Source organism: Kitasatospora sp. NPDC043949 (genome assembly GCF_056435365.1).
The window spans coordinates 192,615-218,568 of the sequence record NZ_JBWKEQ010000005.1; the positions used below are offsets into that span (position 1 = coordinate 192,615).

Annotated in this window: 18 protein-coding genes; 9 read left to right on the top strand and 9 right to left on the bottom strand. The window is 74.5% G+C overall.

The window, feature by feature from the left end; all coding sequences use genetic code 11:
* Positions 1–85 precede the first annotated feature (85 nt).
* Entirely contained in the window at positions 86–838 is a 753-nt protein-coding gene (locus tag AC07AL_RS07110) for a thioesterase II family protein (protein WP_350881847.1), read from the bottom strand.
* Positions 839–1,067: 229 nt separating this feature from the next.
* On the opposite strand from AC07AL_RS07110, the gene AC07AL_RS07115 reads away from it, so the two are divergent.
* Positions 1,068–2,018: an SDR family NAD(P)-dependent oxidoreductase gene (locus AC07AL_RS07115; protein ID WP_363629703.1), complete on the top strand. Its 951-nt coding sequence runs from the start codon at positions 1,068–1,070 to the stop codon at positions 2,016–2,018.
* A 77-nt stretch (positions 2,019–2,095) separates the two neighbouring features.
* Here AC07AL_RS07115 and AC07AL_RS07120 read toward each other — a convergent pair whose 3' ends face one another.
* A complete protein-coding gene (locus AC07AL_RS07120) occupies positions 2,096–2,758 on the bottom strand; it encodes an AAA family ATPase (protein WP_363585569.1) in 663 nt (220 codons plus the stop codon).
* A gap of 175 nt (positions 2,759–2,933) precedes the next feature.
* Between AC07AL_RS07120 and AC07AL_RS07125 the strand changes: the two genes are divergently transcribed.
* Positions 2,934–4,475, top strand: coding sequence for an AMP-binding protein (locus AC07AL_RS07125; RefSeq protein ID WP_363629700.1), 1,542 nt, complete (start codon positions 2,934–2,936; stop codon positions 4,473–4,475).
* A 151-nt stretch (positions 4,476–4,626) separates the two neighbouring features.
* Positions 4,627–4,806: a hypothetical protein gene (locus AC07AL_RS07130; RefSeq protein ID WP_363621809.1), complete on the top strand. Its 180-nt coding sequence runs from the start codon at positions 4,627–4,629 to the stop codon at positions 4,804–4,806.
* A gap of 46 nt (positions 4,807–4,852) precedes the next feature.
* Here the strand turns inward: AC07AL_RS07130 and AC07AL_RS07135 are convergent, their stop codons facing one another.
* The 3 genes from AC07AL_RS07135 to AC07AL_RS07145 all read right to left on the bottom strand — a co-directional run bounded on the left by AC07AL_RS07135 (position 4,853) and on the right by AC07AL_RS07145 (position 12,133).
* A complete protein-coding gene (locus AC07AL_RS07135) occupies positions 4,853–5,842 on the bottom strand; it encodes an ABC transporter ATP-binding protein (RefSeq protein ID WP_363585572.1) in 990 nt (329 codons plus the stop codon).
* A 142-nt stretch (positions 5,843–5,984) separates the two neighbouring features.
* A complete protein-coding gene (locus AC07AL_RS07140) occupies positions 5,985–8,789 on the bottom strand; it encodes a hypothetical protein (RefSeq protein WP_363629697.1) in 2,805 nt (934 codons plus the stop codon).
* Positions 8,786–12,133: an ABC transporter permease gene (locus AC07AL_RS07145; RefSeq protein WP_478317125.1), complete on the bottom strand. Its 3,348-nt coding sequence runs from the start codon at positions 12,131–12,133 to the stop codon at positions 8,786–8,788. The genes AC07AL_RS07140 and AC07AL_RS07145 overlap by 4 nt, the downstream gene beginning before the upstream one ends.
* A 394-nt stretch (positions 12,134–12,527) precedes the next feature.
* Between AC07AL_RS07145 and AC07AL_RS07150 the strand changes: the two genes are divergently transcribed.
* Positions 12,528–13,253: an ABC transporter ATP-binding protein gene (locus AC07AL_RS07150; RefSeq protein WP_363585575.1), complete on the top strand. Its 726-nt coding sequence runs from the start codon at positions 12,528–12,530 to the stop codon at positions 13,251–13,253.
* A 129-nt stretch (positions 13,254–13,382) separates the two neighbouring features.
* Here the strand turns inward: AC07AL_RS07150 and AC07AL_RS07155 are convergent, their stop codons facing one another.
* From AC07AL_RS07155 to AC07AL_RS07170, 4 genes are all read right to left on the bottom strand, one after another.
* Complete coding sequence (locus AC07AL_RS07155; RefSeq protein ID WP_363585576.1) at positions 13,383–13,658, bottom strand: hypothetical protein; 276 nt, start codon at positions 13,656–13,658, stop codon at positions 13,383–13,385.
* A 57-nt stretch (positions 13,659–13,715) separates the two neighbouring features.
* On the bottom strand, positions 13,716–15,335 hold the full coding sequence (locus tag AC07AL_RS07160) for an FAD-binding oxidoreductase (RefSeq protein WP_363585577.1): 1,620 nt from the start codon (positions 15,333–15,335) through the stop codon (positions 13,716–13,718).
* 471 nt (positions 15,336–15,806) lie between these two features.
* On the bottom strand, positions 15,807–17,426 hold the full coding sequence (locus AC07AL_RS07165; RefSeq protein WP_363585578.1) for an alpha/beta hydrolase: 1,620 nt from the start codon (positions 17,424–17,426) through the stop codon (positions 15,807–15,809).
* A gap of 302 nt (positions 17,427–17,728) precedes the next feature.
* Complete coding sequence (locus AC07AL_RS07170; RefSeq protein ID WP_478317145.1) at positions 17,729–17,968, bottom strand: hypothetical protein; 240 nt, start codon at positions 17,966–17,968, stop codon at positions 17,729–17,731.
* A gap of 140 nt (positions 17,969–18,108) precedes the next feature.
* Here AC07AL_RS07170 and AC07AL_RS07175 point away from each other — a divergent pair, with 140 nt between their 5' ends.
* The 5 genes from AC07AL_RS07175 to AC07AL_RS07195 all read left to right on the top strand — a co-directional run bounded on the left by AC07AL_RS07175 (position 18,109) and on the right by AC07AL_RS07195 (position 25,826).
* A complete protein-coding gene (locus tag AC07AL_RS07175) occupies positions 18,109–18,630 on the top strand; it encodes a MarR family winged helix-turn-helix transcriptional regulator (protein WP_363373080.1) in 522 nt (173 codons plus the stop codon).
* Positions 18,631–18,754: 124 nt separating this feature from the next.
* A complete protein-coding gene (locus tag AC07AL_RS07180) occupies positions 18,755–19,237 on the top strand; it encodes a hypothetical protein (RefSeq protein ID WP_400810182.1) in 483 nt (160 codons plus the stop codon).
* Positions 19,234–20,100 carry an NmrA family NAD(P)-binding protein gene (locus AC07AL_RS07185; protein ID WP_363585580.1) on the top strand — a complete coding sequence of 289 codons (867 nt, stop codon included), beginning with the start codon at positions 19,234–19,236 and terminating at the stop codon, positions 20,098–20,100. The genes AC07AL_RS07180 and AC07AL_RS07185 overlap by 4 nt, the downstream gene beginning before the upstream one ends.
* A 438-nt stretch (positions 20,101–20,538) precedes the next feature.
* A complete protein-coding gene (locus tag AC07AL_RS07190) occupies positions 20,539–24,465 on the top strand; it encodes a Pls/PosA family non-ribosomal peptide synthetase (RefSeq protein WP_478317126.1) in 3,927 nt (1,308 codons plus the stop codon).
* Positions 24,447–25,826, top strand: a complete 1,380-nt coding sequence (locus tag AC07AL_RS07195) for a M1 family metallopeptidase (RefSeq protein ID WP_363629693.1) — start codon at positions 24,447–24,449, stop codon at positions 25,824–25,826. Before AC07AL_RS07190 ends, AC07AL_RS07195 begins: the two co-directional genes overlap by 19 nt.
* The last annotated feature ends 128 nt before the right edge of the window (positions 25,827–25,954 follow it).

Below are 25,954 nucleotides of genomic sequence, written 5' to 3' on the forward strand. Positions count from 1 at the left end.
GCCGGGGCGCGTCACCGGGGCCGGGCGGGCCCGGCCGCTCGGTCCGGGGCTCCACCAGCGCCGACTACGCCCCGGCGCGGCCGGCTCAGCCGCGCAGGTGCGCGGTGAGCACCTCGACCACGGCCGCGGTCTGGTCCGCCACGTAGAAGTGCCCGCCGGGGAAGACCCGCAGGTCGAAACCGCCGGTGGTGTGCCGGTCCCACTGGGCGGCCTGGTCGACGGTGGCGTTCTGGTCGGTCTCCCCCACCAGCGCGGTGATCGGCTGCGGCACGGTCGCCTCCGGCGCGCAGCGGTACGTCTCGATGGCGGTGTAGTCGGCCCGCAGCGCCGGCAGGATCAGCTCGCGCAGCGCCGGGATGGTGAGGATCCGCTCGTCCGTCCCGCCGAGGCGCACGATCGTGTCGAGCAGCCCGTCGTCCGGCAGCCGGTAGACGGCGGTCTCCCGGGGCAGCGAGGGCGCGCGGCCCGCCGAGACGAACAGCCGCTCGGGCCCCGGGAGGCCGTCGCGGGCGAAGCAGCGGGCGGTCTCGAAGGCGACGGCCGCGCCCATGCTGTGCCCGAAGAAGGTCAGCGGCCGGTCCGTCCACTCGCGCAGCTCCCGGTAGAGCTGCTCGGCGAGCTCCAGCACCGAGTCGATCGCCGGTTCGGCGAAGCGGTTCTGACGGCCCGGGTACTGGACGGTGAGCACGTCGGCGTAGGGCGCGAGCGCGTTGGCGTACTCCATGTAGTAGCTGGCGGAGCCGCCCGCGTGGGGGAAGATCACGATCCGGGCGGGGGCGGAGTCGGACGGACTGAAGCGGCGGAACCACGGGTTGTCGACGGCGGCACTGCTGGACATGCGGATGCGGACCTCTCTCCGTGACGAACTCTGCTGACCCCAGTCTCGCAGGGCCCCACCCGACGCGGGCCCGAAACCCGGCGGTTCGACGATCTTGAGGCCCGACGGCGGTGACGGCGATCTGTCAGCGATCTGCCGGTCAGGCCTGTGATCGTGGGGCTGCCGGCGGGGCCGCGGTCTCGAATCGCGGGTGTCCCGGCGGCCCCGAATTCGCCAGGAGGTCATCAGCATGTCGTCCACAACCCGCAGTCGGCCGTGGGACGTTCACCGGCCGCCGGCCGCCGCCGGGAGGAGCGTCCTGGTCACCGGGGGCAACGCCGGTATCGGCTACTTCGTCGCCGAGCAGCTCGCCGGGACCGGCGCCACGGTCGTGCTCGGCAGCCGGGACGCCGGTCGGGCCGGGGCCGCCATGGCGTCGATCCGCTCCCGCGTCCCCGGCGCCGTGGTGCGCCACCTCCCGCTGGACCTCGCCGACCTGCCCTCCCTGCGGGCCGCCGTGGACGGGCTCGCCCTCGACCGCCTCGACGCGGTCGTCCACAACGCCGGGGTCGCGCTGGACGATCCGCCACGCCGGGAGACCGGGGCCGGGCACGAGCTGATGTTCGCGACCAACCACCTCGGGCACGTCGCGCTCACCCGCTGGCTGGCCCCCCTGCTCGCGGCCGCACCGGCGGGCCGCATCGTGACGGTCGGCAGCTTCGCGGCCCGCTCGGAGCGACTGGACCTCGACGACCTCCAGTCGGCCGTGGACTACCGGCCCAAACGCGCCTACGGCCGTTCGAAACTGGCGCAGATGACCTTCGGCCTCGAACTCGACCGACGCCTCCGCGCCGCCGGCAGCACCGTGCTCAGCCTGCTGGCGCACCCCGGCGGCGCACTCGACTCGCTCACCCCGCCCCGCCCGCCGGTCCACACCCGGACCGTCGGCGAAGGGCTGCGCGGCCTGCCGGCCGGGCTCCTCCTCCAGGGCAAGGACCACGGCGCGTGGCCGATCGTCCGGGCCGTCCTCGACCCGCAGGCGCAGGGCGGCCAGCTCTGGGGCCCCCGCGTCTTCGGCCTGCGCGGCGCCCCCCGCCTCGAACCCGCCCAGCCCCACCTGACCGACCGCGCCGTCGCCGACCGCCTCTGGGACGCCACCTGCCGACTCGCCGCCGTGGACCCCCACCTCGGCCTCCTCTGACCACCGCTCCGGCCAGGGGACTTCACCGCTCCCGGCGGCTCAGGCACTGCTCCCGGTCACCGCCTCCGCCGGGGGCCTCACCGGGCCGGGCCGAAGTGGACGGCTGTGGCGCGGGAGCGGGAGGCGGTGTCGAGGAGCAGGACGGACGCCGCTTCCGGGGCCGGCGTCGGCGCGCCGGAGCGCGTGTGGCGGGTGAAGGCGGCGAGCAGTTGGTCCAGGCCCCGGCGGTGGCGGGCGAAGACCCGGGCGGAGGCGTGGCGGCCCCGGGCGCGCTGGCCGTCCAGCGCGGTGGCGGCACCGACGTCGAGCAGCACCAGGTGCAGTTGCCGGCCCTGCCGGGCGGCCTCGCGGGCGAGCCAGCGGCGCATCCAGGCGCGGCTGCCGCAGTCGTGCACCAGCAGTGGCCCGCCGCGCCGCACGGAGGCGCGCAGCAACCGGACGTGCTCCAGTCGGGCCCAGGGCCGGTAGACCGCGTACGGCAGGCGCGCGGGCATGACCGCCTCGCAGGCCTCGTGGACGGCGCGCGGGTCGACGGTCGGCACCGCCCCCGCCCCGGACCAGCGCCGCAGCAGCGTGCTCTTGCCCGCGCCCGGCAGGCCCGACACGACCACGACGGCATCGGGCGGGTAGCCCACGGTGAACGCCGCCCCCGCGACGCCCCGCAGGTCGAGGACGCCGTGCGGGCGCTCCTCGGCCCCCTGCCCGCCCGGCGCCTCGGCCGTGCCCGTGCTGGTGCCCACGTGTCCCCCGTCCCTGTCCGACGGGGAACCCTAACAACTCCCGGCCGCGGGTACGGCACTCCGGTCCGGTCACGGCAGGACGCCCCGGCAGCGGCCCCTGCACCCGGGATCCCCGGCACCACTCCACCACCGCGCCCGCCCTAAGCTGACGTCCCATCAGACAGGAGGCCGCAGCATGGCGGAGTCGGGGCCGACGTACACCGGGCTGGTGTTGGCGGGGCTGGAGCGGGATCCGGGGCGGGTGGCGATCCGCTGGGGGGAGGAGGCGCTGACCGCCCGGGAGTGCCTGGACGGGGTGTACCGGACGGCGCGGGCGCTGGCGGGTGCCGGGCTCGGGCGCGGGGACGGGGTGACGGTGCTGGCCGGGAACCGGCCGGAGGCGGTGCTGGTGCGGTTGGCCGCGAACCTGCTGGGGTGCCGGGTCGCGATGCCGCATCCGGACGGCCCGGTCGGGGAGTCGGTGGCGCTGGCCGGGTTCGCCGGGACGTCGGCGCTGGTCTTCGATCCGGCCCGCTGCCGGGCCGCCGCCGCGGGGATCGCGCGGGCGCTGCCCTCGGCGGGCCTGTTCGCGCTGGGGCCGTCGGCGCTCGGGGTGGACCTGTCGGCGTCGGCCGCGTCCTGCTCGCCGGAGCCGCTGGCCCCGCGGTTCCGCCCGCAGGACGTGATGGCGGTGCGGTTCACCGGCGGGACGACGGGCCGGCCGAAGGGTGTGCTGCGCCGGTTCGCCCGGCCGCCGCGACCGGCGCTCCTGTCCGGTTCTACGTTCCTGCTCTGTACGGAGCTGTGCCACGGCGGCGGTACGACGGCGGATCTGGCGCTGGCGGCGGGCGGCACGGTGGTGTTGCAGGAGGCCTTCGCCGCCGAGGCGGTGCTGGCGGCGATCGAGCGGTTCCGGGTCTCCCGGGTGTATCTGCCGCCGCACCTGCTCTACCGCGTGCTGGACCATCCGCTGCTGCGCGCGACCGACACCGGCAGCCTGCGCCGCGTCACGTACACCGGCTGTCCGCCGTCGCCGCGCCGGTTGGCGGAGGCGACGCGGCGGCTGGGCCGGGTGCTGCACCAGACGTACAGCCTGACGGAGTGCGGGCCGGTGACGAGGCTGGGCCCGGACGAGCACCTGGACCCGCGGCTGCTGGCGACGGCCGGGCGCCCGTTCCCGGACACCGAGGTGCGGATCGTGGACGAGGAGGGGACGGTGCTGCCGACGGGCCGGACCGGGGAGATCTGCGTCCGCACCCCGACGGCGATGGTCGGCTACTGGCGCGACCCCGAACTGACCGCCCGGGTGCTGCGGGACGGCTGGCTGCACACCGGCGATCTGGGCAGCCTGGACGCGGCCGGCTATCTGACGGTGGCCGGGCGCCGCCCGATGGCGATCGTGGACGGGCACAACGTCTTCCCCCGGGACGTCGAGGAGCCGCTGCGCGCGCACCCGGAGGTGCGGGAGGCGGTGATGTTCGCGACGGCCGGCCCGGACCGGCTGGAACGGGTGCACGCGGCCGTGGTCACCGGGCCGGGATCGCGGGCGACGGCGGAGGAACTGCGCCGCTGGGCCCGGGAGCGGGTCGGGCCGCGGTGCGCGCCGGACTCCGTCCTGGTGCTGCCGGGGATCCCGCTGACCGGGGCGGGGAAGCCGGACCTCGACGCGCTGCGGGCGTTGGCCACGTCCTCGGAGGGCCGGACCGTCACCCCTACAGGGGCGCGCGAGGGAGTGTGACGCGCCCTACTGATGCTTCGAGCGCCCGCGCGGGCGACCTCTCGCGCGGCGGACGACGGGAAGAACCGCCTGTGGACACTCGACCGTGCGGACCGAACTGCCGATACAACCCCGGCGGCGTTCCTCCGCACCGTCCCCAGGAGGCACTTCCTTGACCTGGCTACGCGTCCTGACCGCACTCGGAATCCTCGCCGTCGCGGCCAGTGCAGTGCTCGTCTTCGCCCTCTGCACCGCCACCGCCCGGGGCGAGCGCGCCGGTGAGGACGCACCCGACCTGCGCGCGGACGCCGAAGGCAGCGGGCTCTTCCAGCGGATGGGCGGCGACAGCTGACGGACCCGACGGCCGCCGCCCACCCGCTTCCTCGGTGCCCGCCGCCTCAGTGCCCGGCGATGTCGTCCGGACGGACCTCGATGTGGTCGGCCGCGAGGTCGACCGCCACCCGGTGCTCCATCCCGAGCGCCTCCAGGAACTTGACCGGCAGCTGCACCCGGCCGGTGCGGTCCAGCATCACGTACTCGCGCTCGTTGACCGACTCCTCGCCGTGTTCGTCCGTGACGGTGCGGCGCAGCACCTCGCTGCTGGTCCGGCCGTCCCGGATGGCGACCGTGCGGCGCACCTCGCCCGCGACCATCGGGTCGTGGGTGACGATGACGACGGTGGCGCCGAGTTCGCGGTTGACGGTGCGGAAGGACTCGAAGATCACCCCCGCGGTCTCGGAGTCCAGTTCGCCGGTGGGCTCGTCGGCGAGCAGCACCGGCGGGTTGTTGGCCATCGCCACCGCGATCGCGACCCGCTGCTGCTGGCCGCCGGAGAGCTCGTTGGGGCGGCGGTGGGCGAGGTCGCCGATCTCCAGCGCCTCCATCAGCTCGGCCACCCGGTCGGCCTGCTGCTTGGCCCGCCCGGCCCCGGCCCGGCGCCCGCGCAGCTGCATCGGCAGGGCGATGTTCTCGGCGGCGGTGAGGAAGGGCAGCAGGTTGCGGGCGGTCTGCTGCCAGATGAAGCCGACCACCTCGCGCCGGTAGCGCAGCCGCTCCCGGGCGGACATCTCCAGCAGGTCGCAGCCGGCGACGGTGGCGCTTCCGGCGGTCGGCACGTCGAGCCCGGCCAGGATGGTCAGCAGGGTCGACTTGCCGCTGCCGGAGGCACCGACCAGGGCGACCAGGTCGCCCTGCTGGATGGTCAGCTCCAAGCCCTGCAACGCCTGGACCTCGACGCCCTCGGCGCTGAAGATCCGCACCAGCCGGTCGCAGACGATGGCCGCGCCCTCGCCGTACGCCTTGGGCGAGGCGGCGGCGAGGGCCCGCTGCCGGAGCTCCTGCAAGCTGGGGGCCTCGGCGACCGGCTGCTCCTGGGGAGTGCTCTTCACCGCTCGTCTCCTGTCTTGACTGTCCTAGAGGTCCTGGCGGTCCTGAAGGTCCTGACGGTCCTGAAAATCTCGACGACCTTGACGGTCCCCACGGTCCCGGCGGCCGGCGCCGGTGTCACGGCCCGTACCGCTCCTCCCGCCCTCACCGCTGGTCCCCCGCCCGCAGTTCGGTGGCGATCTGGCGCCGGCCGGAGACGGCCGTCTCCAGGACCACCCCGAGGCAGACCACCAGCGCCAGGCCCGCCGTGGGCAGCAGCACCGGCAGCAGGACGGGGGTCAGCACGTCGCCGACGTTGGCGCCGACCAGCGCCGACAGGTCGAAGGCCGACCCGAGCAGTCCGACCGCCGCCAGCGCGACCAGCCCGCCGCCGACGGCCGCCACCAGGGCCTGCGGCAGCGTCTCGGTGATGATCAGCGCCAGCCCCTGCCGGGGCCGCAGGCCCATGGTGCGCAGTCGGGCCAGCAGGGCCGTGCGCTCGGGGGCGGCCCGGACCAGTGTCAGCAGGACGGCCAGCAGGGCGAACCCGGCGCCGGCGGCACCCGAGTACCAGAACAGGCGTTCCGCGGAGCGCTGCAGCGGGTCGGCGGCGAGCGTGGCGGCCACCTCGTGGCTGCTGCGGACCGTGTACCCGGGGGGCAGCCCGTAGCTGCCCTTGCCGGCGGCCACGGCCTCGTCCCGGATCAGCTTGGCGAGGCCCGTGGCGGTGGTCAGGCCCCGGTCCAGGAGCAGGTTCCTGACCTGGCCGGCGTCGACGTTGCCGGCGGAGAGCCACTTGTTCGTCCGCTTGAGCTCCGGAAGGCGCTCGGAGGCGGGCCCGACAGGCACCACCATGAACGGCTTGCCGGGGTCCGGCAGGGCGGGGGTGCCGGTGACGATCCCGGCGACGGTGGTGCGCAGTTGGCCCCCGTTGGGCGTGCGCAGCCGGGGCGGGCCGCCGGCCAGTTGCTTGGACAGGCCGCTGCTGAACAGTGCCGGCACCGGGGTGTCCGGGCCGCCGGGGGTGCCGGCGAGCACCGCCGGGTCGAACTCGCCCACCCCGAAGGTCCGGGCGATCTCGGCGTAGGCCTTCGGCTCGGCCACCACGAGGATGGCCGAGGTGGAGTCGCCGTCGGCGCCGGTGAAGAAGGCCCCGGGCTCGACCCACACGCCGGTCGCGGCCCGTACGCCGGGCAGTTCGGCGGCGGCCGTGGTGAACGCCTCCGGCAGGGTCGCGTAGACCGGCAGGGTGACGGAGACGTCACCGCCGGTGGCGATCCGGCCGGCGCGCAGCCGGACGCTGTCCACGGTGTCGAGCACGGTGGCGCCGAAGCCGGTCGTGGTGACGGCGATCACCAGGGCGAGCAGCGGCAGCGCGGAGGGCCGGCGGCGGCCCGAGCTGTCGCGGGCGGCGCGGGCCAGGCCGAGGAAGCCGATCAGGCCGCGGCCACGCCCGGCGAGGGCGGCCAGCCAGCCGACCACCAGCGGCTGGATCCGGGCCAGCAGCAGGCCGCCGGTGAGGGCGAGCATCAGCGGGGCGGCCACCAGCAGCGGGTCCAGGCCGTTGCCGGGGGCGACGCCGCGGCGGCGGACCTCGGCCACGGCCGCGGCGGTGACGGCCAGGACGGCGAGTTCGCCGACGAGTCGGCGCCAGCCGGCCACGGCCTTCGGCGGGGACAGCAGTACGGCGGCGCGCGCCGGGAAGGCCAGCACGGCGATCAGGGTGACCGCCAGGGCGGTGAGCAGGGCGTTGCCCCACCGGGGGGTGGGCAGCAGCACCAGGGCGAGGGCCGTTCCGAGCAGGGCGGAGGGCAGCACGGTCGCCGCGCCCTCGCCGAGCAGGCGCAGCAGGATGCCGCCGCGCGAGCCGCCGCGGGCCTGGAGCAGCCGGAGTTCGGCGGTGCGCCGGTCGGCGGTGAGGGCCGCCGCGAGACACAGCACCACGACGGCCACCCCCGCCACTCCGGCCGGTCCGATCGCGGCCAGCGGGGCCGCGGCGTCGTAGCGGGCGGTGGCCCGGGTGAAGACGTCGGGCAGGAGCGAGGTGACGTGCAGGTCCGGGCGCTTGGTCACGTCGGCGAGGGTGGTGGCGCCGCGCCCGACCAGGTAGGAGCCGACGGTGGCGCGGGTCTCGGCCAGCTGGTCGGCGCGCAGGGCGCCGGAGTCGACGGGCAGCCGCCAGAAGTTCACGCCGCCGTTGCCCCAGAGGATCAGCTGGTGCAGGCCGCTGTCGCCGACGAAACCGGTGGTCGCCCAGTGGAGCTCCGTGCCCTGGCCCTCCAGGCAGGCGCGGGCGGGACAGCCGATGTCGTCCCAGGTCGGGTCGGTGGGGTTGTTGACGCGGTAGAAGCCGACCACGGTGGACCGGGTCCGGCCGGTCAGGTCGCTGCCGTTGTCGACGACGTCACCGAGCTTGACGCCGATGGTCTCGGCGGCCTTCTGGCTGACGATCATCGGCAGGGGTGCGCCCTCGGCCGCGGGGCCCGGCCAGACGCCGTCGGTGAGGGTCACGAGCTCCTTGAGCCCGTGCAGGTACAGCAGGCCGAGCACCGGCGGATGGTCGGAGAGACGGGCGTAGCCCTCGTTGAACATCTTGCGCGGGGACTTGGCCCGGCTGCCGTAGAGCTGGCTGGTCTCGGTGAGCGGCAGGTTCCGGCCGATCTCCGCGGTCAGCTTCTGCTGCACGTCGTCGAGGGCGGAGGCCGGGTCGCTCAGGTTCGGCTCGGAGGTGGCTTGCAGGCTGGTCGCGTTGACGCCTTTCTGGTGCACGAAGTCCCGCAGGGCGCTGTCCGCGCCCCGGTCGACGACGCGGGGGAAGGCCGCCGCCATGAACACCGTGACGAAGGCGAGCGCCGCCATGAGCAGGGTGGCCAGCGGCGTCGCGCGCAGCCGGGTGCGGACCCAGGGCGCGGGGCCGTGGGCGGGCGCGGGCGAAGGGGTGGGCACGGTGGTGCCGGCCTTGGTGGTCACATCTCCTCCACGTGGCGCAGCCGGGCGGCCACGTCTCGACGGCGGCGTCCGATCAGGAAGGCCGACAACAGGGGAACGACGGCGATCGCGGCCGTGAGCAGTAGCGCCTGGCCGAGCGGCAGCTCGATCAGCGCCCCGGGCGTCGGGCGGCGGGCGGCCGGCGTCAGCACGACGAACGGCACGATCAGGTGGACGAGCAGCGTGCCGAGGGCCAGTCCGACGGCCCCGCCGAGGGCGACCAGGAGGGCCTGTTCGGCGGCCATGGTGCGGGTCACCTGCTTGCGGCGGGCGCCCAGCGCGAGCAGCAGGGCGGAGTCCCGGGAGCGTTCGCGGGCGGAGGCGGCCACGGCGGCGCCGAAGCCGATCGCGGCGAGCACCCCGGTGACGACCGCGATGACCATGAGCGCGCTCTGCGGAGCGGCGCCGACCGGGTCGCTGAGCAGGTCCTCGACGGCCTCCTCGTAAAGCTGGACGTCCTGGGCGCCGGGGGCGGCGCGCAGTGCGGCGGCGGCCTCGGCGGGGGTCCGGTCGCCGGGGCCGGTGGCGGGCAGCCACCACTCGGCGCGGTTGGGCAGTTCGCCGCCCTGTGCGGCCAGCAGCCGGGCCGTGGTGGAGAGGTCGACCATGAGCGCGTTGAGGCCGGCCGCCGGCAGGGCGTCGACCACGGCGGTGATCTTGACCGGCAGGACGATCCCGGAGAACGGCACCTGGACGGTGTCGCCGACGGAGCCGCCGACGACCTTCAGGTAGTCGCGGGTGACGATGCCGGACACGGTGGCCGGCACGCTCGTCCCGGTCGGCTGGAGGACGGCGCGGACCATGTCCCCGAGGCCGTTGGCGAAGCGGTAGCGGATGGTGAACAAGCGGTCGGCGCCGGTCGGTTCGGATCCGAGGACGGCGGCCGGCCCGGGCACCACGTCGCCGATGGCCCGGACGGGGGGCGCCGTCGCCGTCCAGCCGAAGCCGGCCGGCACCTGGACGGCGGTCGCGGGGCCGTCGGCGCTGTCGGAGACGGACAGCCGGTGGACGGTCAGCTCCCCGTTGGACCGGTCGCCGAAGGCGACGATCACGCCGACCACGGTCAACGGCGCGGCGGCCGAGCCGAGCGGGGCGTCGACCAGCGTGGTCAGCGAGGCCGAGACCTTGGCGTCGCCGGTCAGCGGGAGCGTGCCCAGCGAGACCTTGTGGATCATGCCGAAGCGGTCGCGCAGCAGCAACCTGGCCTCCGGGTGAAGCGACGGACCAGTCCTGCCGCCGGGCGTCCCGGCCTGCTGCTCCGGCTGCTGGACGGTGACCTCCGCGTCGATCCGCAGCGGGTGGCCGGGCAGTTCCAGGCCGGCCTGCGGCCCGGTGGGGGCGGGCTGGGCGAGCGACCCGAACAGGTCCTCGCGGGTGCGCCCGCCGAGCAGGTCGGAGCGGACCGGGACGCGCTCGGCGAAGGCGGCGGTGTCCACGGCGAGCAGTTGCCCCTTGCCGTTGGGCAGGGACTGCTCCTCGCGCACCAACGGGACCAGCCGGTCGCCGCCGGGCAGCGCGCCGTAGCGGCCGCCCTGGCCCATCAGGGCGTTGTGCGAGGCGGAGATCCGCAGGCCGCCGAGCGTGTTGAAGGCGGCCTGGTCGCGCTGGGAGGCGGTCCAGGTGGCGTGCTGGCCGAGCGCCAGCACGCCGGTGGCCACGGCCATCACCAGCAGCAGCACGGGGCCGGTGGCACGGGCGGGCCGACGGGCCAGCTGCCAGCCGACCAGGGCCGGGCCGAGGCCACGGCCGCGCGCGGCCACCCGGGCACCGAGCCTGGCGGCGAGCGGCAGCAGGCGCAGCACCACCAGGGTGCCGGCGCAGAGCGCCAGGGTCGGGGTGGCGACCAGCAGCAGGTCCACGCCGAGCCGGCCGGAGGAGTCTGTGGACAGCCCGCCGCCGTACTGGCTGAGCTGCTGGTAGGCGAGCACGGCCAGGGCGAGCACGGCGAGGTCGCCGCCGTTGCGCGCGATGCCGGAGACCAGGGCCTGGCGGCGGCCGGAGCGGCTGCGCAGGGCGGCTCCGGCGCCGCGCAGGAGGCTGGGCAGGCTGGCCAGCAGGATGCAGGCGAAGGCGCAGAGCACGGCGATCGGCCAGAGCGACCAGCTGATGCCGGTGTCCAGGGGCACCTGGTGGTCGCTCCCGAAGCCGGCCAGGGCGCGGACCAGGAACGGAGTCAGCAGGGGGGCCAGCAGCGCGGCGGGCAGGGCGAGCAGCAGCGACTCCGTCGCGGTGAAGGCGCCGAGCCGGGCGCCGGAGGCGCCGCGGGCGGCGAGCAGCTCGTTCTCGGCCGTCTGCCGGGTCGCGATCAGGTTGACGACCAGCAGCAGCGCCGCGACGGCGAGCACGGCCAGCTGGAGGGCGCCGATCAGCAGGGTGGTCCGGGCGACCATCATGCTGGAGGACAACTCGCGCAGGATGTCTGGCAGTTCGGTCCGCGAGCTGATGCTGGCGCGGGTCTGCAGGTCGTCGGCGAGGCCCTGGGCGCGGTCGCCCATGGCCTCCGCCGCGGAGCGACCGATGCCCGCGAAGTCGGCGTCGAGCAGCCAGCTGCGGCTGCTCTGCACCAACCCGCCGGTGGTGAAGGCGCTCTGGTCGACCAGCATCGGGCCGTAGGTGGTGAAGCCGCTGACCTCGACCTCGTGGCCGCCGACCGGGTCGATGCGCCAGTACGCGTCGGTCGGGTCGACGGCCCGGTAGACGCCGGTGACGCGGACGGTCAGCGACTTGCCGCCGAGGCGGTCCGCCACCTGAACATCGGCGGGCAGGGCCTGGTCGGTGAGGCCGAGCCGCGCCAGCATGGTCTGCGGGACGGCGACCTGCGGGGCGGCGGCCTGGACCGGGCCGGAGGCCGCGGCGGGCCACGCGCCGGCGAGCAGGCGGGTCCGGTCGCGGTCGAGGTCGGCGAGGACCGTCAGGTCGGGCTGGGTCCCGGGTCCGGGGACCGCGGACCCGGGGGCGCCGCTGGTGCTGGTGGCGCCGTTGGTACCAGTGGTGCCGGTGGTGCCGGCACCGTCCGGCAGGCCGTAGGAGCGGCTGCGCAGCAGGCTGTCGGTGCGCACGGGCAGGTCCCCGAAGAGCCTGCCGCGGTAGGCGGCGAGCTCCGCCTCGTCCTTCGCACGCTGGTCGAGCCCGTGTTCGGCGGTCACCACGACCGTGGTCCGAGCATGTCCTGGCCCCTGGAGCGCCTGCCGCAGACCGGCCTCGCCGACACTGCGGTTGAACGCCACCAGCGCGGTCAGCACGGCCGTGGTGATCAGTACAGCGAGCAGCACGGCGGCAGCCAGCGGCAGTCGCCCGCGCAGTCGGCGCACGACGAAGCCGAGCATCAAGTTCCTCCCCGGTCTTTACGTCCCCAGGTCGCGTCCCAGCCCCGTTCATCGATCCGATTCGGTCACAACTCGGCCACGAATGGACACACTTAGGGCACATCAACGCAATGATCACCGGCATTTGATCACCGGATAGCGGACGACTCTGTCAGATTCGATCCAGGAACGGAAGGGACTTGCGCTAACAAGTAAGTAATGAGCAAATTCCTTGCATTGGCAGCACCCGCACTTCGGGCACCCGCCAGAATGCCATGAACATTTCATAACTCAGGCTCCACAGCACGCCTTTGGGAACGCCGACCCGCACCCCGGAAATCGCCGCCCGAAACCGTGAACCCGTGGCGCCGCCCGTCCGTAGACACTGGGTAGACACACACAGGGGGAAGCCTCAATGACGCAGCCTCAGGCCACCGCCACCACCAACGCCCCGATGGTGGCCGTGACCGACCTCCGGCGCAGCTTCGGCACCGGCGAGCGGACCGTGCACGCGCTGCGCGGCGTCTCCTTCACCGTCGGCCGCGGCGAACTCGCCGCGCTCAAGGGCCGGTCCGGCTCCGGCAAGACCACCCTGCTCAACCTGGTCGGCGGCCTGGACGCCCCGACCGCCGGCAGCATCGCCCTGGACGGCACCGACCTCGCCGAACTGGACGAGGACGGCCGGCTCGCCCTGCGGCGGGAGCGGATCGGCTTCGTCTTCCAGTCCTTCGGGCTGATCCCGATGCTCACCGCCGCCGAGAACGTCGGCGTGCCGATGCGGCTGCGCAAGGTCTCGGCCGCCGAACGCGAGGAGCGCGCGCACACCCTGCTGGCCCTCGTCGGCCTCGCCGACCAGGCCAACCAGCGGCCCGGCGAGCTCTCCGGCGGCCAGCAGCAGCGCGTCGCCATCGCCCGCGCGCTGGCCAACGAGCCCGGCCTGATCATCGCCGACGAGCCGACCGGCCAGCTGGACTCGGAGACCGGCCGCTCGATCATGCAGCTGCTGCGCGCCGTCGTCCGCAGCGAGGGCGTCACCGTGGTGGTCGCCACCCACGACCCGACGCTGATGGAACTCGCCGACCGGGTGATCGAGCTGCGTGACGGGCGGATCGTCGAGGAGGCGGCGAAGCCGGCCGCGTAGGGGTGGCCCGGGGTGCGCCGGCCTGTCCGGCCTGTCCGGGCCGTTCGGTCGGGCGGGCCTGTCCGGTCGGGCGGGCCCGCGCTCCCGGGCGCGGCCGGTGGTGGAACCGGCCGCGCTCCGCGAGCCCGTTCAGGGTGCCTTGAGCACCGCCTCGCAGGCTCGGCACCGCCGGGTGCGCTGGGACGGCGGGTACCACGGCTCGCCGGGCCCGGCCGGGCGGTAGGACTCCCGTTCGAGGTCCGCCGTGTCGAGGCCGCAGAAGGTCACCGGCCCCGGATCCTCCGGCACGTCCGGATCCGGCGGCGCCGCGTGCACCCAGCGAATCCGCGCGCCCACGTCGACCTCGCCCGCGTCCAGCACCTCGGTGGACGGCTCCAGCTCGACCAGCACGACCACTCCGCTCATACCTCGACCCTGCGCCCCTACGGCGGCTCGCGCATCCGGTGGCGGGCCCCCTCCCGGTCAGGCCCCGGGGAGGGTGATCGACTGAGCGTGGTGGAACACCTCCGCGCCGTCCCAGTACGCCTTGGTGCGCTGCAGCCGCGGGTAGTTCCCCTTGTAGTAGAGCCGCTGGTAGGCCGGGTCCGGCTGGTCGGCCGTGCCCAGGTCGACGTCCGGGTAGTTGACGTAGGCGCCGTCCGTCGCGGTGTCGATCTCCGGGACACCGCCGGTCTCCCGGTAGACGTCCCGGTAGAGCCCGCCGAGGTACGCCAGGTGGTCGGCGTCCTGGGCCTCGTCGGTCCAGTACGTCTGGTACTGGAGCTTCATGATCGAGTCGCGCTGGGGGACAGCGGTCTCCTCGGGCCCGCGGGTGTTGATCCGGCAGCCGTAGGAGTCGATCTGCACCAGCGTCTTCGTGAGGTCCACGCCCTCGACCTCCCGCACCAGCCAGTCCCAGAAGGTGGCGATCTGGGCCCGGCTGAACGGCTCGCGGTGGTAGGCCGACTTGTACTTGCCGCGCTGGTTGTCGCCCGACGGGTTGAGCGTCATGGTGGCCTGGAACCAGGGCAGTTGGCGACGCTTCTCCGGGTAGGGCAGGAACAGCCCGCCGGCGCTGTGGGTCTGGACCACCGACCGCGTCGCCATCCCGCGCTCGACGGCCGCCAGGAACGCGTCGAGCGGCCCCGGGTCGTCACCGTCCCACTGGCTCACCAGGACTACGTTCCCGTTGGAGCGGTGGGTGAGCTTGAGGATCGCGAACAGGCCCTGGTAGGTCGGCTCCCGCGGGCCGCTGTGCTCGGCCATGAAGGCGCCGAAGTTGCGCACCAGGGTCTCGAAGTCGCCGGGCCGCTCCACCAGTTCGCCCCAGGGCCAGGCGACGCTGCTGAGCCAGACCCGGGGCGGCGGCTTCGGCACGCCGACCGCGAAGTGGTAGCGCAGCACCACCCCGAAGTTCCCGCCGCCGCCCCCGGTGTGGGCCCAGAAGAGGTCCGCCTCCGGGGAGCCCTCGCCGTCGTCGCGGTGCGCCCTGGTCACCACAGCGGTGCCGCCCCGCACGGTGACCACGTCGACCTGGACCAGGTGGTCCACGGTGAGCCCGTGCCGCCGCGAGAGCAGGCCGAACCCGCCGCCGCAGATGTGCCCGCCCGCGCCGACCGAGTAGCAGGACCCGGCCGGCAGCGTCACCGCGTACGCGCGGAAGAGCGTGGTGTAGACGTCCCAGTTGGTGGCCCCGCCCTCCACGCAGTACGTCGGACGGCCGAACTTGTCCGTGGCGGCGGCGACACCCCGCATCATGCTGAGGTCGAGGATGACGCCCCCGTCGTTGTCGACGAAGCCCTCGTAGCAGTGGCCGCCGCCGCGGACGGTCGGCCGCATCCCGTGGTCCAGCGCCCGGTTCAACTCGCCCACGGCGTCGGCCTCGTCGGCCACCAGGCGGATGTGGGCGGGGCTGCTGCGCCAGCGCTGGTTGAAGCCCTGGCCGAGCGTCCGGTAGCGGGGATCGCCCGGCCGGACCGACCGCCCCTCCGGCGGCTCCCGGCGCGCCCCGGCCGCGGGCGCCGTGCCCGTCGAGCCGGCGGACACCCCGGCCGCCGCACCGGCGGTGCCCAGGAATCCCCGTCGGGAGAATGCGCCCTCCATGGCCCGACCTCACTTTCTCGGCGATGAGAGAAGCTGGCGGCGGCACGCTAACACAGGTATTCGAGGGTGGGAATCCTTTAACGAACTAGTGTGACAGTACGTCATTTTCGGCGAATCAGCGCAGGTCCCAGGCCGCTGCGGGCCCGGCGGCCGATTGTCAGTGGTATCGGCTACGGTCCCCGACATCCGAGAAGAATCCGAGATGAACTCGTTTCCGAGGAGGGCCGGATGGCGATCCACCGCCGCATTCACGCCGCATACCCGGTTCGCGCCGTCATCCGCTTTCGCACGGCCATCCGCGTTCACGCCGTCCTCCGGGGGCTCGGCCGGAAAACGCGGATGTGGTGGCCGGCGCCGCCGACCACCACATCCGTTCACACGTACCTCAGGCCTCCGGGGGCCGCGCGGCCAGTCCTGCCGGGCGGGCCTTGCGGGCCGCGCGGGCCGGCACCGGCCAGCCGCTCGGCCCCGTCAGGCCGCCGGGAAGATCGCCGCGTCCGGCTTCAGCAGCTGGCCCGGCTTCGGCGCGGTGCCGTCGACCAGGTAGCGGGTGACCAGCGCGTTCAGCGCCTGGCTGCGGCCGACGGCGCAGTGCTCGATCGAGTCCACGCTGACCAGCACGGCGTTGCCCAGCTGCTGCTGCATCCGCTGGGCGAACTTGTACTGGGTGGCCGGGTCGTAGAGGTTGCCGATCACCATGACGGTGTTCGAGGTCTTCTTGTTCCACGGGCCGCTGAAGCGCTCGGCGTCCCGGGCCGGGGCCGGCCAGCTCGCGCAGGCGGGCGCGTCGAAGGCCTGGTAGCGGCCGAAGGTCGGCGACTCCTTCTCCCAGGCCTTGGCGACGTTCGGGAAGACCCGGTCGTTCGACGGGTACGGCTTGTCCTGGCAGTTGACGCCCATGTAGGAGTCGTCGGCGGTGTACTCGGAGTCGGCCGGGGCCTCACGCAGCGCCCGCGGGGCGTTCACCGCGAGGATGTTGGCGTCGTCGTCCGAGACGGTCGCCTTCGGCGCCATCAGCGTGTTCGCGGCCGGCTTCTGGACCAGCTGGTACGTCGCCTGCAGCGACTTGGCCAGCGGCGCCAGCTTGGCCTGCGAGTACAGCGCGCTGGCCACCTCGCTGGTGAAGGTGCTCAGCGTCACCTGGGAGCCGTTCGGCAGGGTGACCGGGCTGGTCCGCAGGTGGTCGCGGAGCTGGTCGAACTTGGCCCGGGTGTCGCCCTCGCCGAAGGCGCAGCGCGGGGCGCCGGCGGCCTGGCAGCGCTTCAGGAACTCGTCCAGGGCCAGCTCGAAGCCGCCCGCCCGCTGACGGTCGTACTCCAGGCCGTCGTGCAGGCGCAGGTTCGGGTCGACGTTGCCGTCGACGATGATCGTGCGCACCTTGTTCGGGTACATCCCGGCGTAGGTCGCGCCGATCAGGGTGCCGTAGGAGAACCCGGCGAAGTTGAGCTGGGAGTCGCCGACGGCGCGGCGCATCCGGTCGAGGTCGCGGACCACGTTGATGGTCGACATGTGCTCGATCAGAGGGCCGGCGTTCTTGCTGCACGCGTCGGTGTAGTCCTGGTCCGCGTCCAGCGTCTCGTTGATCTCGGCCTTGGTGACCGGCACGCCGACCATGCGGCCGTTGACCGCGTCGGCGTCCTCCTGGGTCTTGAAGCACTTGAGCGGGTTGCTCCGGGCCACGCCACGGGGGTCGAAACCGACCAGGTCGAAGCGCGACTGCACCTCGGTACCGAACCGGGTGGTGGTCGCCCACAGGTAGCCGCTACCACCCGGGCCGCCCGGGTTGAGGAACAGCGAGCCGATCCGCTTGGACGGGTCGCTCGCCCGCCGGCGCATCATGGCGATGCCGATCTTCTCACCCGACGGGTTGTCATAGTCCAGCGGAACCGGGTACACGGCACAGTCGTAGATACCTGGGTCCGGCTTGCTCGGGTCGGGGTTACACGGGGTCCAGTTGACAGCGGCGACCTTCGCCTCGGCCGCCGCACCCGGCGCCAGGTCTATCGGCGCTGCCGATGCCGCGACAGCACTACCGGTGACGAGGGCGAGGGCGCAGGTGACCGCTCCGGCCAGCGTGGATATACGGGACAAGGAACCTCCTCAGTACTGAAAGGGCGGCCCCAGCCTGTCAGTCTGAGATCTCCATGTGAAGACCTGGAAGCAGCGTAAATGTTTCGATGCCGTCCACTTTGCGACCGGATTATTCTGTGAATGAACCAACTTGACGGTTGATTGACCTGATTGCTCGTCACCACCGAGCCACCACCCCGGCCACCGCCGCATCCGGGCCGCCGGAGCGCCGCCCTACGGCACTTCGTGCGGCGAGGCCGCCACACCCCGCCGGGGGCGCCTTTTCAAACTGCCTCCAAGCGACGGGAGTTCGAAGAAACGCCCTACCGTCCGGCCGTCCCGCGCAGCGCAGCCGCCACCAGCCCCTGGACCTCGTCCACGCGGACTTCCCCGCCGCCCACCAGCCGGTCGAAGACCAGTCCGTCGACGCAGGCCAGCAGGGTGGCGGTCCGCCCGTCGGGGTCGGGCACACCCTGGTCGGCCAGGAAGGTGCGGACGGCGGCGCGCGCCGCGCCGCGTAGGACGTGTCCCGCCGTTCCCGCCGGGCGCGCGACGCCGGGAATGACGAGACTCGCCCTGGGCGCACCGCCCGGCCACCCTCGACCCCGGAGGGACCGGCGTCACCGCGGCCCGCACCGTCCGGGAACCGGTCGGTGCGGCCGTCGACTTGACCGGGAAACTGATGAGGCGCCATATTACTTTCATGACACAACGCCCCGACGCCGGCAGCGGCGCCCCCACTCTCGACCAGGCGCGCCGCCAGATCGCCCGCTACGGCCTCACGGCCGACCCGCAGGCGATCCTGGTCGCGGCCCGGCTGATGGCGGCGGGCGCCCGGATCGGCCAGGCCGGGGAGGTGCACTTCGCCCGGTTCGGGCTCTCCACCGGCCGCTACCGACTGCTGGCCGACCTGGAGGACCACGGCGGCGAGAAGTCGCCCTCCCAGCTCGCGGCCGGCCTCGGCGTCTCGCGGGCGACCGTGACCGGCCTGGTGGACGGCCTGGAGCGGGAGGGCCTGGTGGTCCGCCGTCCGTCCGCCGAGGACGGCCGCGCCAACGTGGTGGTCCTCACCGCACGCGGCGCGCAGCGGCTGCGCGATCTGGCGCCCGAGCACTTCGCCCGGATGCAGGCACTGGTCGGCGGGCTCTCGGTCGAGGAGCGCGCCACCTTCCTCGACCTCCTGGCCAGGGTGGTCGAGGGTGCCGACGCGCTGACCGCGGACTGACCCGGTCGAGAACGGCGGGCCGCGCAAGGCGGCCCGCCGGCTTCACGACCCAATAGTTAGGCACCTAAGCACTAATAGTTAGCCACCTAATCACTTCACCCCAACACCTCCGCAGGAGAAGCCCATGAGCAAGAAAGCACCCGGCGCACCGCCCCCCTTCACCCTGTGGCGGGAGGTCCTCGTCGCCTACGCGATGCCCGCCGTGATGGCCGGCATCGGCGGGGCCGTCACGCACCAGCCGCAGCTGATGATCGCCGCGGCCACCACGATCGGCGGCACCTCGGCCGTCGTCGCCACCCTGGTCGGCTCCGCCCTGCGACGCCGGCCCGACCGCTCCCCGGGCGGCCGGGCACCGCGCGCCCTGCTGGCCCCCGCACTCGGCCTGGCCGCCGCGGCCGTCGCACTCACCGTCGGCCTCGCGGCCGCGCACTGGCTGCCGCAGATCCACGGGCTCGCCACCAGCCCCTGGCCCGGCCGCCTTCCGATCGACCTGCCGGTCTCGTCGGCGATCGCGGCCACCGTGATCACCTGGCGCTGGCGCGGCAGCCGCCGGACCCGATCCCCGCAGCACCGACTCTCCACCCGACCGGAAGGACAGACCTCATGATCGTCGTCATGGGCGCCGGAGGCGCCACCGGCGGTGCCACCCTGCGCAGCCTCGCCGCCCTCGGTGCACCGAGCCGCGCACTCAGCCGCGACCCCGCCCGCCTCGCGGCCGGCCTCGACGACCGGACCCTCGCACTGACCGAGACGCTCCCGGCCGACGCCGCCGACCCGAACTCCCTGCGCGAAGCCTTCCGTGGCGCGCACCAGCTCTTCCTCACCATGGCCAACGGCCCGCACCAGGTCCAGCACGAGCTGGCCGCGATCGACGCTGCGGTCGAGAGCGGCGTGGAGCACATCGTCAAGATCTCCGCACCCGCAGCCGAACCGGACTCCCCCGTGGCCGTCTCGCGCGGCCACCACCTGGTCGAGGAGCGCCTGCGCACGTCCGGCGTCACCGCGACGGTGCTGCGGCCGTACGCGTTCATGCAGAAGCTGCTGCTGCTGGCCCCCGGCATCGCCGCCGCCGGGGTGGTGCACGGCGCCATGGGCCAGGCCCGCTGCAACTACGTCGACGCCCGGGACATCGGCGACGCCGCGGCCGAGGTGCTCACCCGCCCGGAGCTCGCCGGCGGAACGTATCCGCTCACCGGCGGCCGGGCGTACAGCTACCCGGAGCTCACCGGGCTGCTCGGCGAGCTGCTCGGCCGCCCGGTCCGCTACCTCGACCTGCCCCCGGCCGGGCTGCACACCCACTTGGTCGAGCGGGCCGGGATGCCGCCCTGGCTGGCCTCCCACGTGGTGGAGATCCAGCAGCTCGCGGCGGTCCGCCGGGAGGCACCCGACGGCACCCTCGCCCACCTCACCAGGCGCGCCCCGCGCACCCTGGAGGCGTTCCTCCAGGAGTACCTGCACCGCTTCCGCTGACCGCCCTGACACCATTCGGGCGCCATTCGGGTCTCTCTCCGGCGCCTCTCGGACACCGCTCCGACGCCTTGGCGGGCCCGGCGGCCGGGCCGGAACCGGGCCGGGAAGCCGGGCCCGCCACCCGAAGGGAGCAGCATTCGCTGTGGCGTGGATCACGATCGAGAATTAGGCCTGACGATCCGTCAATTTGACTGACATCCAGTCACATGACTGCCAGGCCCACCCAGTTGTTGACTGACACAACGTCAGCTCAGGCCATTTCCGGCCTAGTTGAGCCAAGTGTCGGGCCGTACGGCGCCTCGCACCCGGGGCTACCATCAGTCGGGTTGTCCGCTCCGGCCCCGGAGTGGGGTCACCCGGTCAGGCGAGTGCTCCCACCGCCCCGAAGGGCCGGGCATCAGTCGGAACGGGGCGAGGACGAGGAGCGTACGGGCTGCCATGACAGCTGAACCGAGCACGGAGCAGTCCGCCACGCCGCCCCACGCCACACCACCACAGGCCCCACCGCCACAGGCCCTCTTCCCGGGCCGTCCGGCCGCCGCACCGCGCACCCTGGTCGACGTCCTGGACGCCACCGTCCGCGCCCACCCCGACGAACCGGCCCTGGACGACGGGCGCACCGTGCTCGGCTACCGCGCCCTGGCCGCCGAGGTCGAGCAGCTGCGCCGCCGGCTGGCCGCCGCCGGGATCGGCCCGGACGACCGGGTGGGCGTGCGGGTCCCCTCGGGCACCAACGACCTGTACGTCTCGATCCTCGCCGTGCTCGCCGCCGGCGCCGCCTACGTGCCGGTCGACGCAGAGGACCCGGACGAGCGCGCCCAGCTGGTCTTCGGGGAGGCCGGCGTCGCCGCGGTGCTCGGCACCGACCGCGCGCTGACCGTCCACCGCGAACGCCCGGTCCCCGACCCCGGCGAGGCGGCCGCGGAACCCCGCCCCCGCCCGACGCCGGCCGACGACGCCTGGATCATCTTCACCTCCGGCTCCACCGGCCGCCCCAAGGGCGTGGCCGTCACCCACCGCAACGCCGCCGCCTTCGTCGACGCCGAGGCGGCGCTCTTCCTCCAGGACGAGCCGATCGGCCCCGGCGACCGGGTGATGGCCGGCCTGTCGGTGGCCTTCGACGCCTCCTGCGAGGAGATGTGGCTGGCCTGGCGCCACGGCGCCTGCCTGGTGCCCGTCCCCCGCTCCCAGGTACGCAGCGGCGCCGACCTCGGCCCCTGGCTGGCGGAGCAGGAGATCACCGTGGTCTCCACCGTCCCGACGCTGGCCGCGCTCTGGCCGGCCGAGGCGCTCAACGAGGTGCGGCTGCTGATCTTCGGCGGCGAGGCCTGCCCGCCGGAGCTGGTGCAGCGGCTGGTCACCGAGGGCCGCGAGGTCTGGAACACCTACGGCCCCACCGAGGCCACCGTGGTCGCCTGCGCCGCGCTGCTGACCGGCGACGGCCCGGTCCGGATCGGCCTGCCGCTGGACGGCTGGGACCTCGCCGTGGTCGACGAGACCGGCGAGCCGGTCGCGGCCGGCGGTACCGGCCAGCTGGTGATCGGCGGGGTCGGCCTGGCCCGCTACCTCGACCCGGAGAAGGACGCCGAGAAGTACGCGCCGCTGGCCTCGCTCGGCTGGGAGCGGGCGTACCGCAGCGGCGACCTGGTCCAGGCCGACCCGGCCGGCCTGCTGTTCCTCGGCCGCACCGACGAGCAGATCAAGCTCGGCGGCCGCCGGATCGAACTCGGCGAGGTCGACGCGGCGCTCCAGGCCCTGCCCGGCGTGGCGGGCGCGGCCGCCGCCGTCCGCACCGCGCGCGGCGGCAACCAGCTGCTGGTCGGCTACCTGGTCGTCCAGGACGGCTTCGACCGCGAGCAGGCCGTCGAGAAGCTGCGCGCCGAGTTGCCGGCCGCCCTGGTGCCGCTGCTCGCGCCGGTCGACACCCTGCCCACCCGCACCTCCGGCAAGGTCGACCGGGCCGCCCTGCCCTGGCCGCTGCCCGAGCTGGAGAACGCCGGGCCGAGCGAGCAGCTGTACGGCACCGAGGCCTGGCTGGCCGAGCAGTGGACCGAGATCCTCGGTGTGACGGTGAGCGGCCCGCGCGACGACTTCTTCGGCATCGGCGGCGGCAGCCTGGCCGCCGCCCGGCTCACCACGCTGCTGCGCACCCGCTACCCGAACGCCGCCGTGCTGGACGTCTACCAGCACCCGACGCTGCGCAAGCTCGCCCGGCACCTGGAGCGCACCGCCGCCCAGGGCGGCCAGGCCCGCACCATCGCCCTGGTGCCGACCCGGGCCAAGCTGCTCCAGCTGCTCCTGCTGATCCCGCTGTTCACCGTGGTCGGCCTGCGCTGGACGGTCGCCCTGCTGGCGGCCGGCAACCTGCTCTCCCACCTGGGCGACTACCCGTGGGCGCCCACCGCCTCCTGGTGGGCGGTCGGCGCGGGCGCCCTGGCGCTGTACACCCCGGCGGGCCGGCTGGCGATCGCGGCCGGCGGCGCCCGGCTGCTGCTGCGCGGCCTGCGCCCGGGCAGCCATCCACGCGGCGGCGCCGTCCACCTGCGGCTCTGGACCGCCGAGCGGCTCTCCGAGCTCAGCGGCGCCACCGCGCTGTCCGGCGCCTGGCTGGTCCGCTACGCCCGGGCGCTGGGTGCCAAGGTCGGGCCCGAGGTCGACCTGCACTCGCTGCCGCCGGTCACCGGGATGCTGAAGCTGGGCCGGGGCTGCGCCGTCGAGGCCGAGGTGGACCTGTGCGGCTACTGGCTGGACGGCGACCGGCTGGAGGTCGGCCAGGTCAAGGTCGGCTCCGGCGCCGTGGTCGGCACCCGCTCGACCCTGCTGCCCGGCGCCCGGGTCGGCAAGCGCGCCCAGGTACTGCCCGGCTCCAGCGTCACCGGGCACGTGCCGACCGGCCAGCGCTGGGGCGGCGCGCCCGCCGTCAAGCTGGGCCGCGTCGAGCGGGCGTGGCCCAAGGAGCGCCCGCCGCACCGGGTCTTCTGGGCCGCGCTCTACGGTGCCAGCGGCACGGCGCTCGGCCTGCTCCCGGTGGCGCCCGCGCTGGCCGCGCTCGCGGTCCTCGCCGGTTTCGTCCACCAGGGCGACGGCCTCGGCGCGGCGCTCGGCGGCGCGCTGCTCGGCCTGCTGCCCGCCACCCTGGCGTACGGCGCGGTGTACGCGGCGCAGCTGGTGGCCGCCGTCCGGTTGCTGAGCCGCGGTCTGGTCCCCGGGGTGCACCCGCTGCACGGCCGGGTCGGCTGGCAGGCGTGGACCGTCACCCAGCTGATGGACCGGGCCCGGGAGGTGCTCTTCCCGCTGTACGCGGGGCTGGTCACGCCGCTGTGGCTGCGGGCGCTCGGGATGAGGGTCGGCCGGGGCGCGGAGGTGTCCACAGTCCTGGCGCTGCCCAGCCTGACCACCGTCGGCGACGGCGCGTTCCTGGCCGACGACACCCTGATCGCGCCGTACGAGCTGGGCGGCGGCTGGGTGCGGCTCGGCGAGGCGAAGGTCGGCGAGCGGGCGTTCCTCGGGAACTCGGGAATGACCGCGCCGGGGCGGGCGGTGCCCAAGCGGGGCCTGGTGGGCGTGCTGTCGGCGACGCCGGAGAAGGCCAAGAAGGGCGGCTCGTACCTGGGCATGCCGCCGATGCGGCTGCCGCGCGCGGCGGACGAGGCCGACCAGGGCCTGACCTACGAGCCGCCGGCCCGGCTGCTCTGGGCGCGCGGACTGGTCGAGCTGGCCCGGCTGCTGCCGGTGCTCGCCTCGGGGGCGCTCGGCGTGCTGACCGTCGCGGTGCTGTCCCGGCTGTCCGTCTCCTGGTCGGCGGGCGTGGCCGCGCTGCTCTCGGGCCTGGTGCTGCTGGGCGCCGGCGCGGTGGCCTGCCTGGTCGCGGTGGCGGCGAAGTGGCTGCTGGTCGGCCGGTTCCGGGCGGTGGAGCACCCGCTGTGGAGCAGCTTCGTGTGGCGCAACGAGCTCGCGGACACCTTCGTCGAGGTGCTGGCGGTGCCGTGGCTGGTCGGCGCGGTGCCGGGCACGCCGGTGCTGAACCTCTGGCTGCGGGCGCTCGGCGCGCGGATCGGCCGCGGCGTCTGGTGCGAGAGCTACTGGCTGCCGGAGGCGGACCTGGTCACCCTCGGGGACGGCGTCACCGTCAACCGGGGCTGCGTGGTGCAGACGCACCTCTTCCACGACCGGATCATGCGGATGGATACTGTGGTCCTCCGCGAGGGCGCCACCCTGGGCCCGGGCGGCATCGTGCTGCCCGGCAGCACGGTGGGCGCGCGCAGCACGCTGGGCCCGGCCTCGCTGGTGATGCGCGCCGAGTCCGTCCCCGCCGACACGCGGTGGCTGGGCAACCCCATCGAGGCGTGGCAGCCCACGTCATGACCACCCGTCCCGGCCCGCAGGAAGTGCCCGCCCCCGTGAAGCCCAAGCACGTCCCGGCGACCGCCGGCGCCCCCGACCCGTACTTCCCGGCCAACGGCGACCACCGCTACCGGGTCCACCGCTACGAGCTCGTGCTGGACTACCGGCCCGGGCCGAACCGGCTGGCGGCCTCGGCCCGGCTGAGCGCCGTGGCGGACGCGGCGCTGGCCGAGTTCGCGCTGGACCTGGCCGAGTTCCGGATCGGGCGGGTGCTGGTCGACGGCAAGGCCGCCCGTTACACCCACCGCGCCGGCAAGCTGCGGATCCGTCCGGCCAGGGCACTGGCGGCGGGGGCGGCGTTCACCGTCGAGGTGCACTACACCGGCAACCCCCGTCCGGTGCGCAGCCCGTGGGGCGGCCTGGGCTGGGAGGAGCTGACCGACGGCTCGCTGGTCGCCAGCCAGCCGATCGGCGCGCCGTCCTGGTTCCCGTGCAACGACCGGCCCGCCGACAAGGCGACGTACCAGATCGCGGTCACCACGCCGTCCCCGTTCACCGTGCTGGCGAGCGGCCGGCTGCTGACCCGCACCACCCGGGCGTCCAGCACCACCTGGGTGTACGAGCAGAGCGCGCCGACCTCGCCGTACCTGGTGACGGTGTCGATCGGCCACTACCGGCCGGTGCCGCTGGCGGCCCGCCCGGCCGTGCCGCAGACCGGCTACGTGCCGGAGCGGCTGGTCCCCGCGTTCACCCGGGACTTCGGGCGGCAGCCGGAGATGATGGCGTACTTCGGCGAGGTGTTCGGGCCGTACCCGTTCGGCGAGTACGCGGTGGTCGTCGCGGACGAGGAACTGGACGTCCCCGTGGAGGCGCAGGGCGTCGCCACCTTCGGGACGAACCACCTCGGCGGCGGCTGGGAGCGCGAGCGGCTGATCGCCCACGAGCTGGCGCACCAGTGGTTCGGCAACAGCGTGACGATCGCCGACTGGCGGCACATCTGGCTGAACGAGGGCTTCGCCAAGTACGCCGAGTGGCTGTGGTCCGAGCACGCCGGCGGCCCGGCCGCGGCCACCCACGCCGCCGCCGCGCACGGCCTGCTGGCCGGGCTCCCGCAGGACCTCAGGCTCGCCGACCCGGGCCGCAGGCTGATGTTCGACGACCGGCTGTACCAGCGCGGCGGCCTCGCCGTGCACGCGCTGCGGCGGGCGCTGGGCGAGGACGCCTTCTTCGCGATGCTGCGGGACTGGACGAGCATCCACCGGCACGGCGTCGTCGGCACCGCCGACCTGCTCGCGCACGCCTCCCGGTACGCGGCCGCCCCGCTGGCCCCGGTCTTCGAGGCCTGGCTGCAGCGGCCCGAACTCCCGCCGCTGCCGGGCTGACCGGGCCGGCGGCGACATCGCGAGGCGTTCAGGGGGCGATCGCGGGGCGTTTGCGGAGATAACGGGTGGATCCTTCGGAGCGGCCTGGCTAGGTTGGGTTCGTCTGCTGCCCGTCCGTGTTGGCCGGC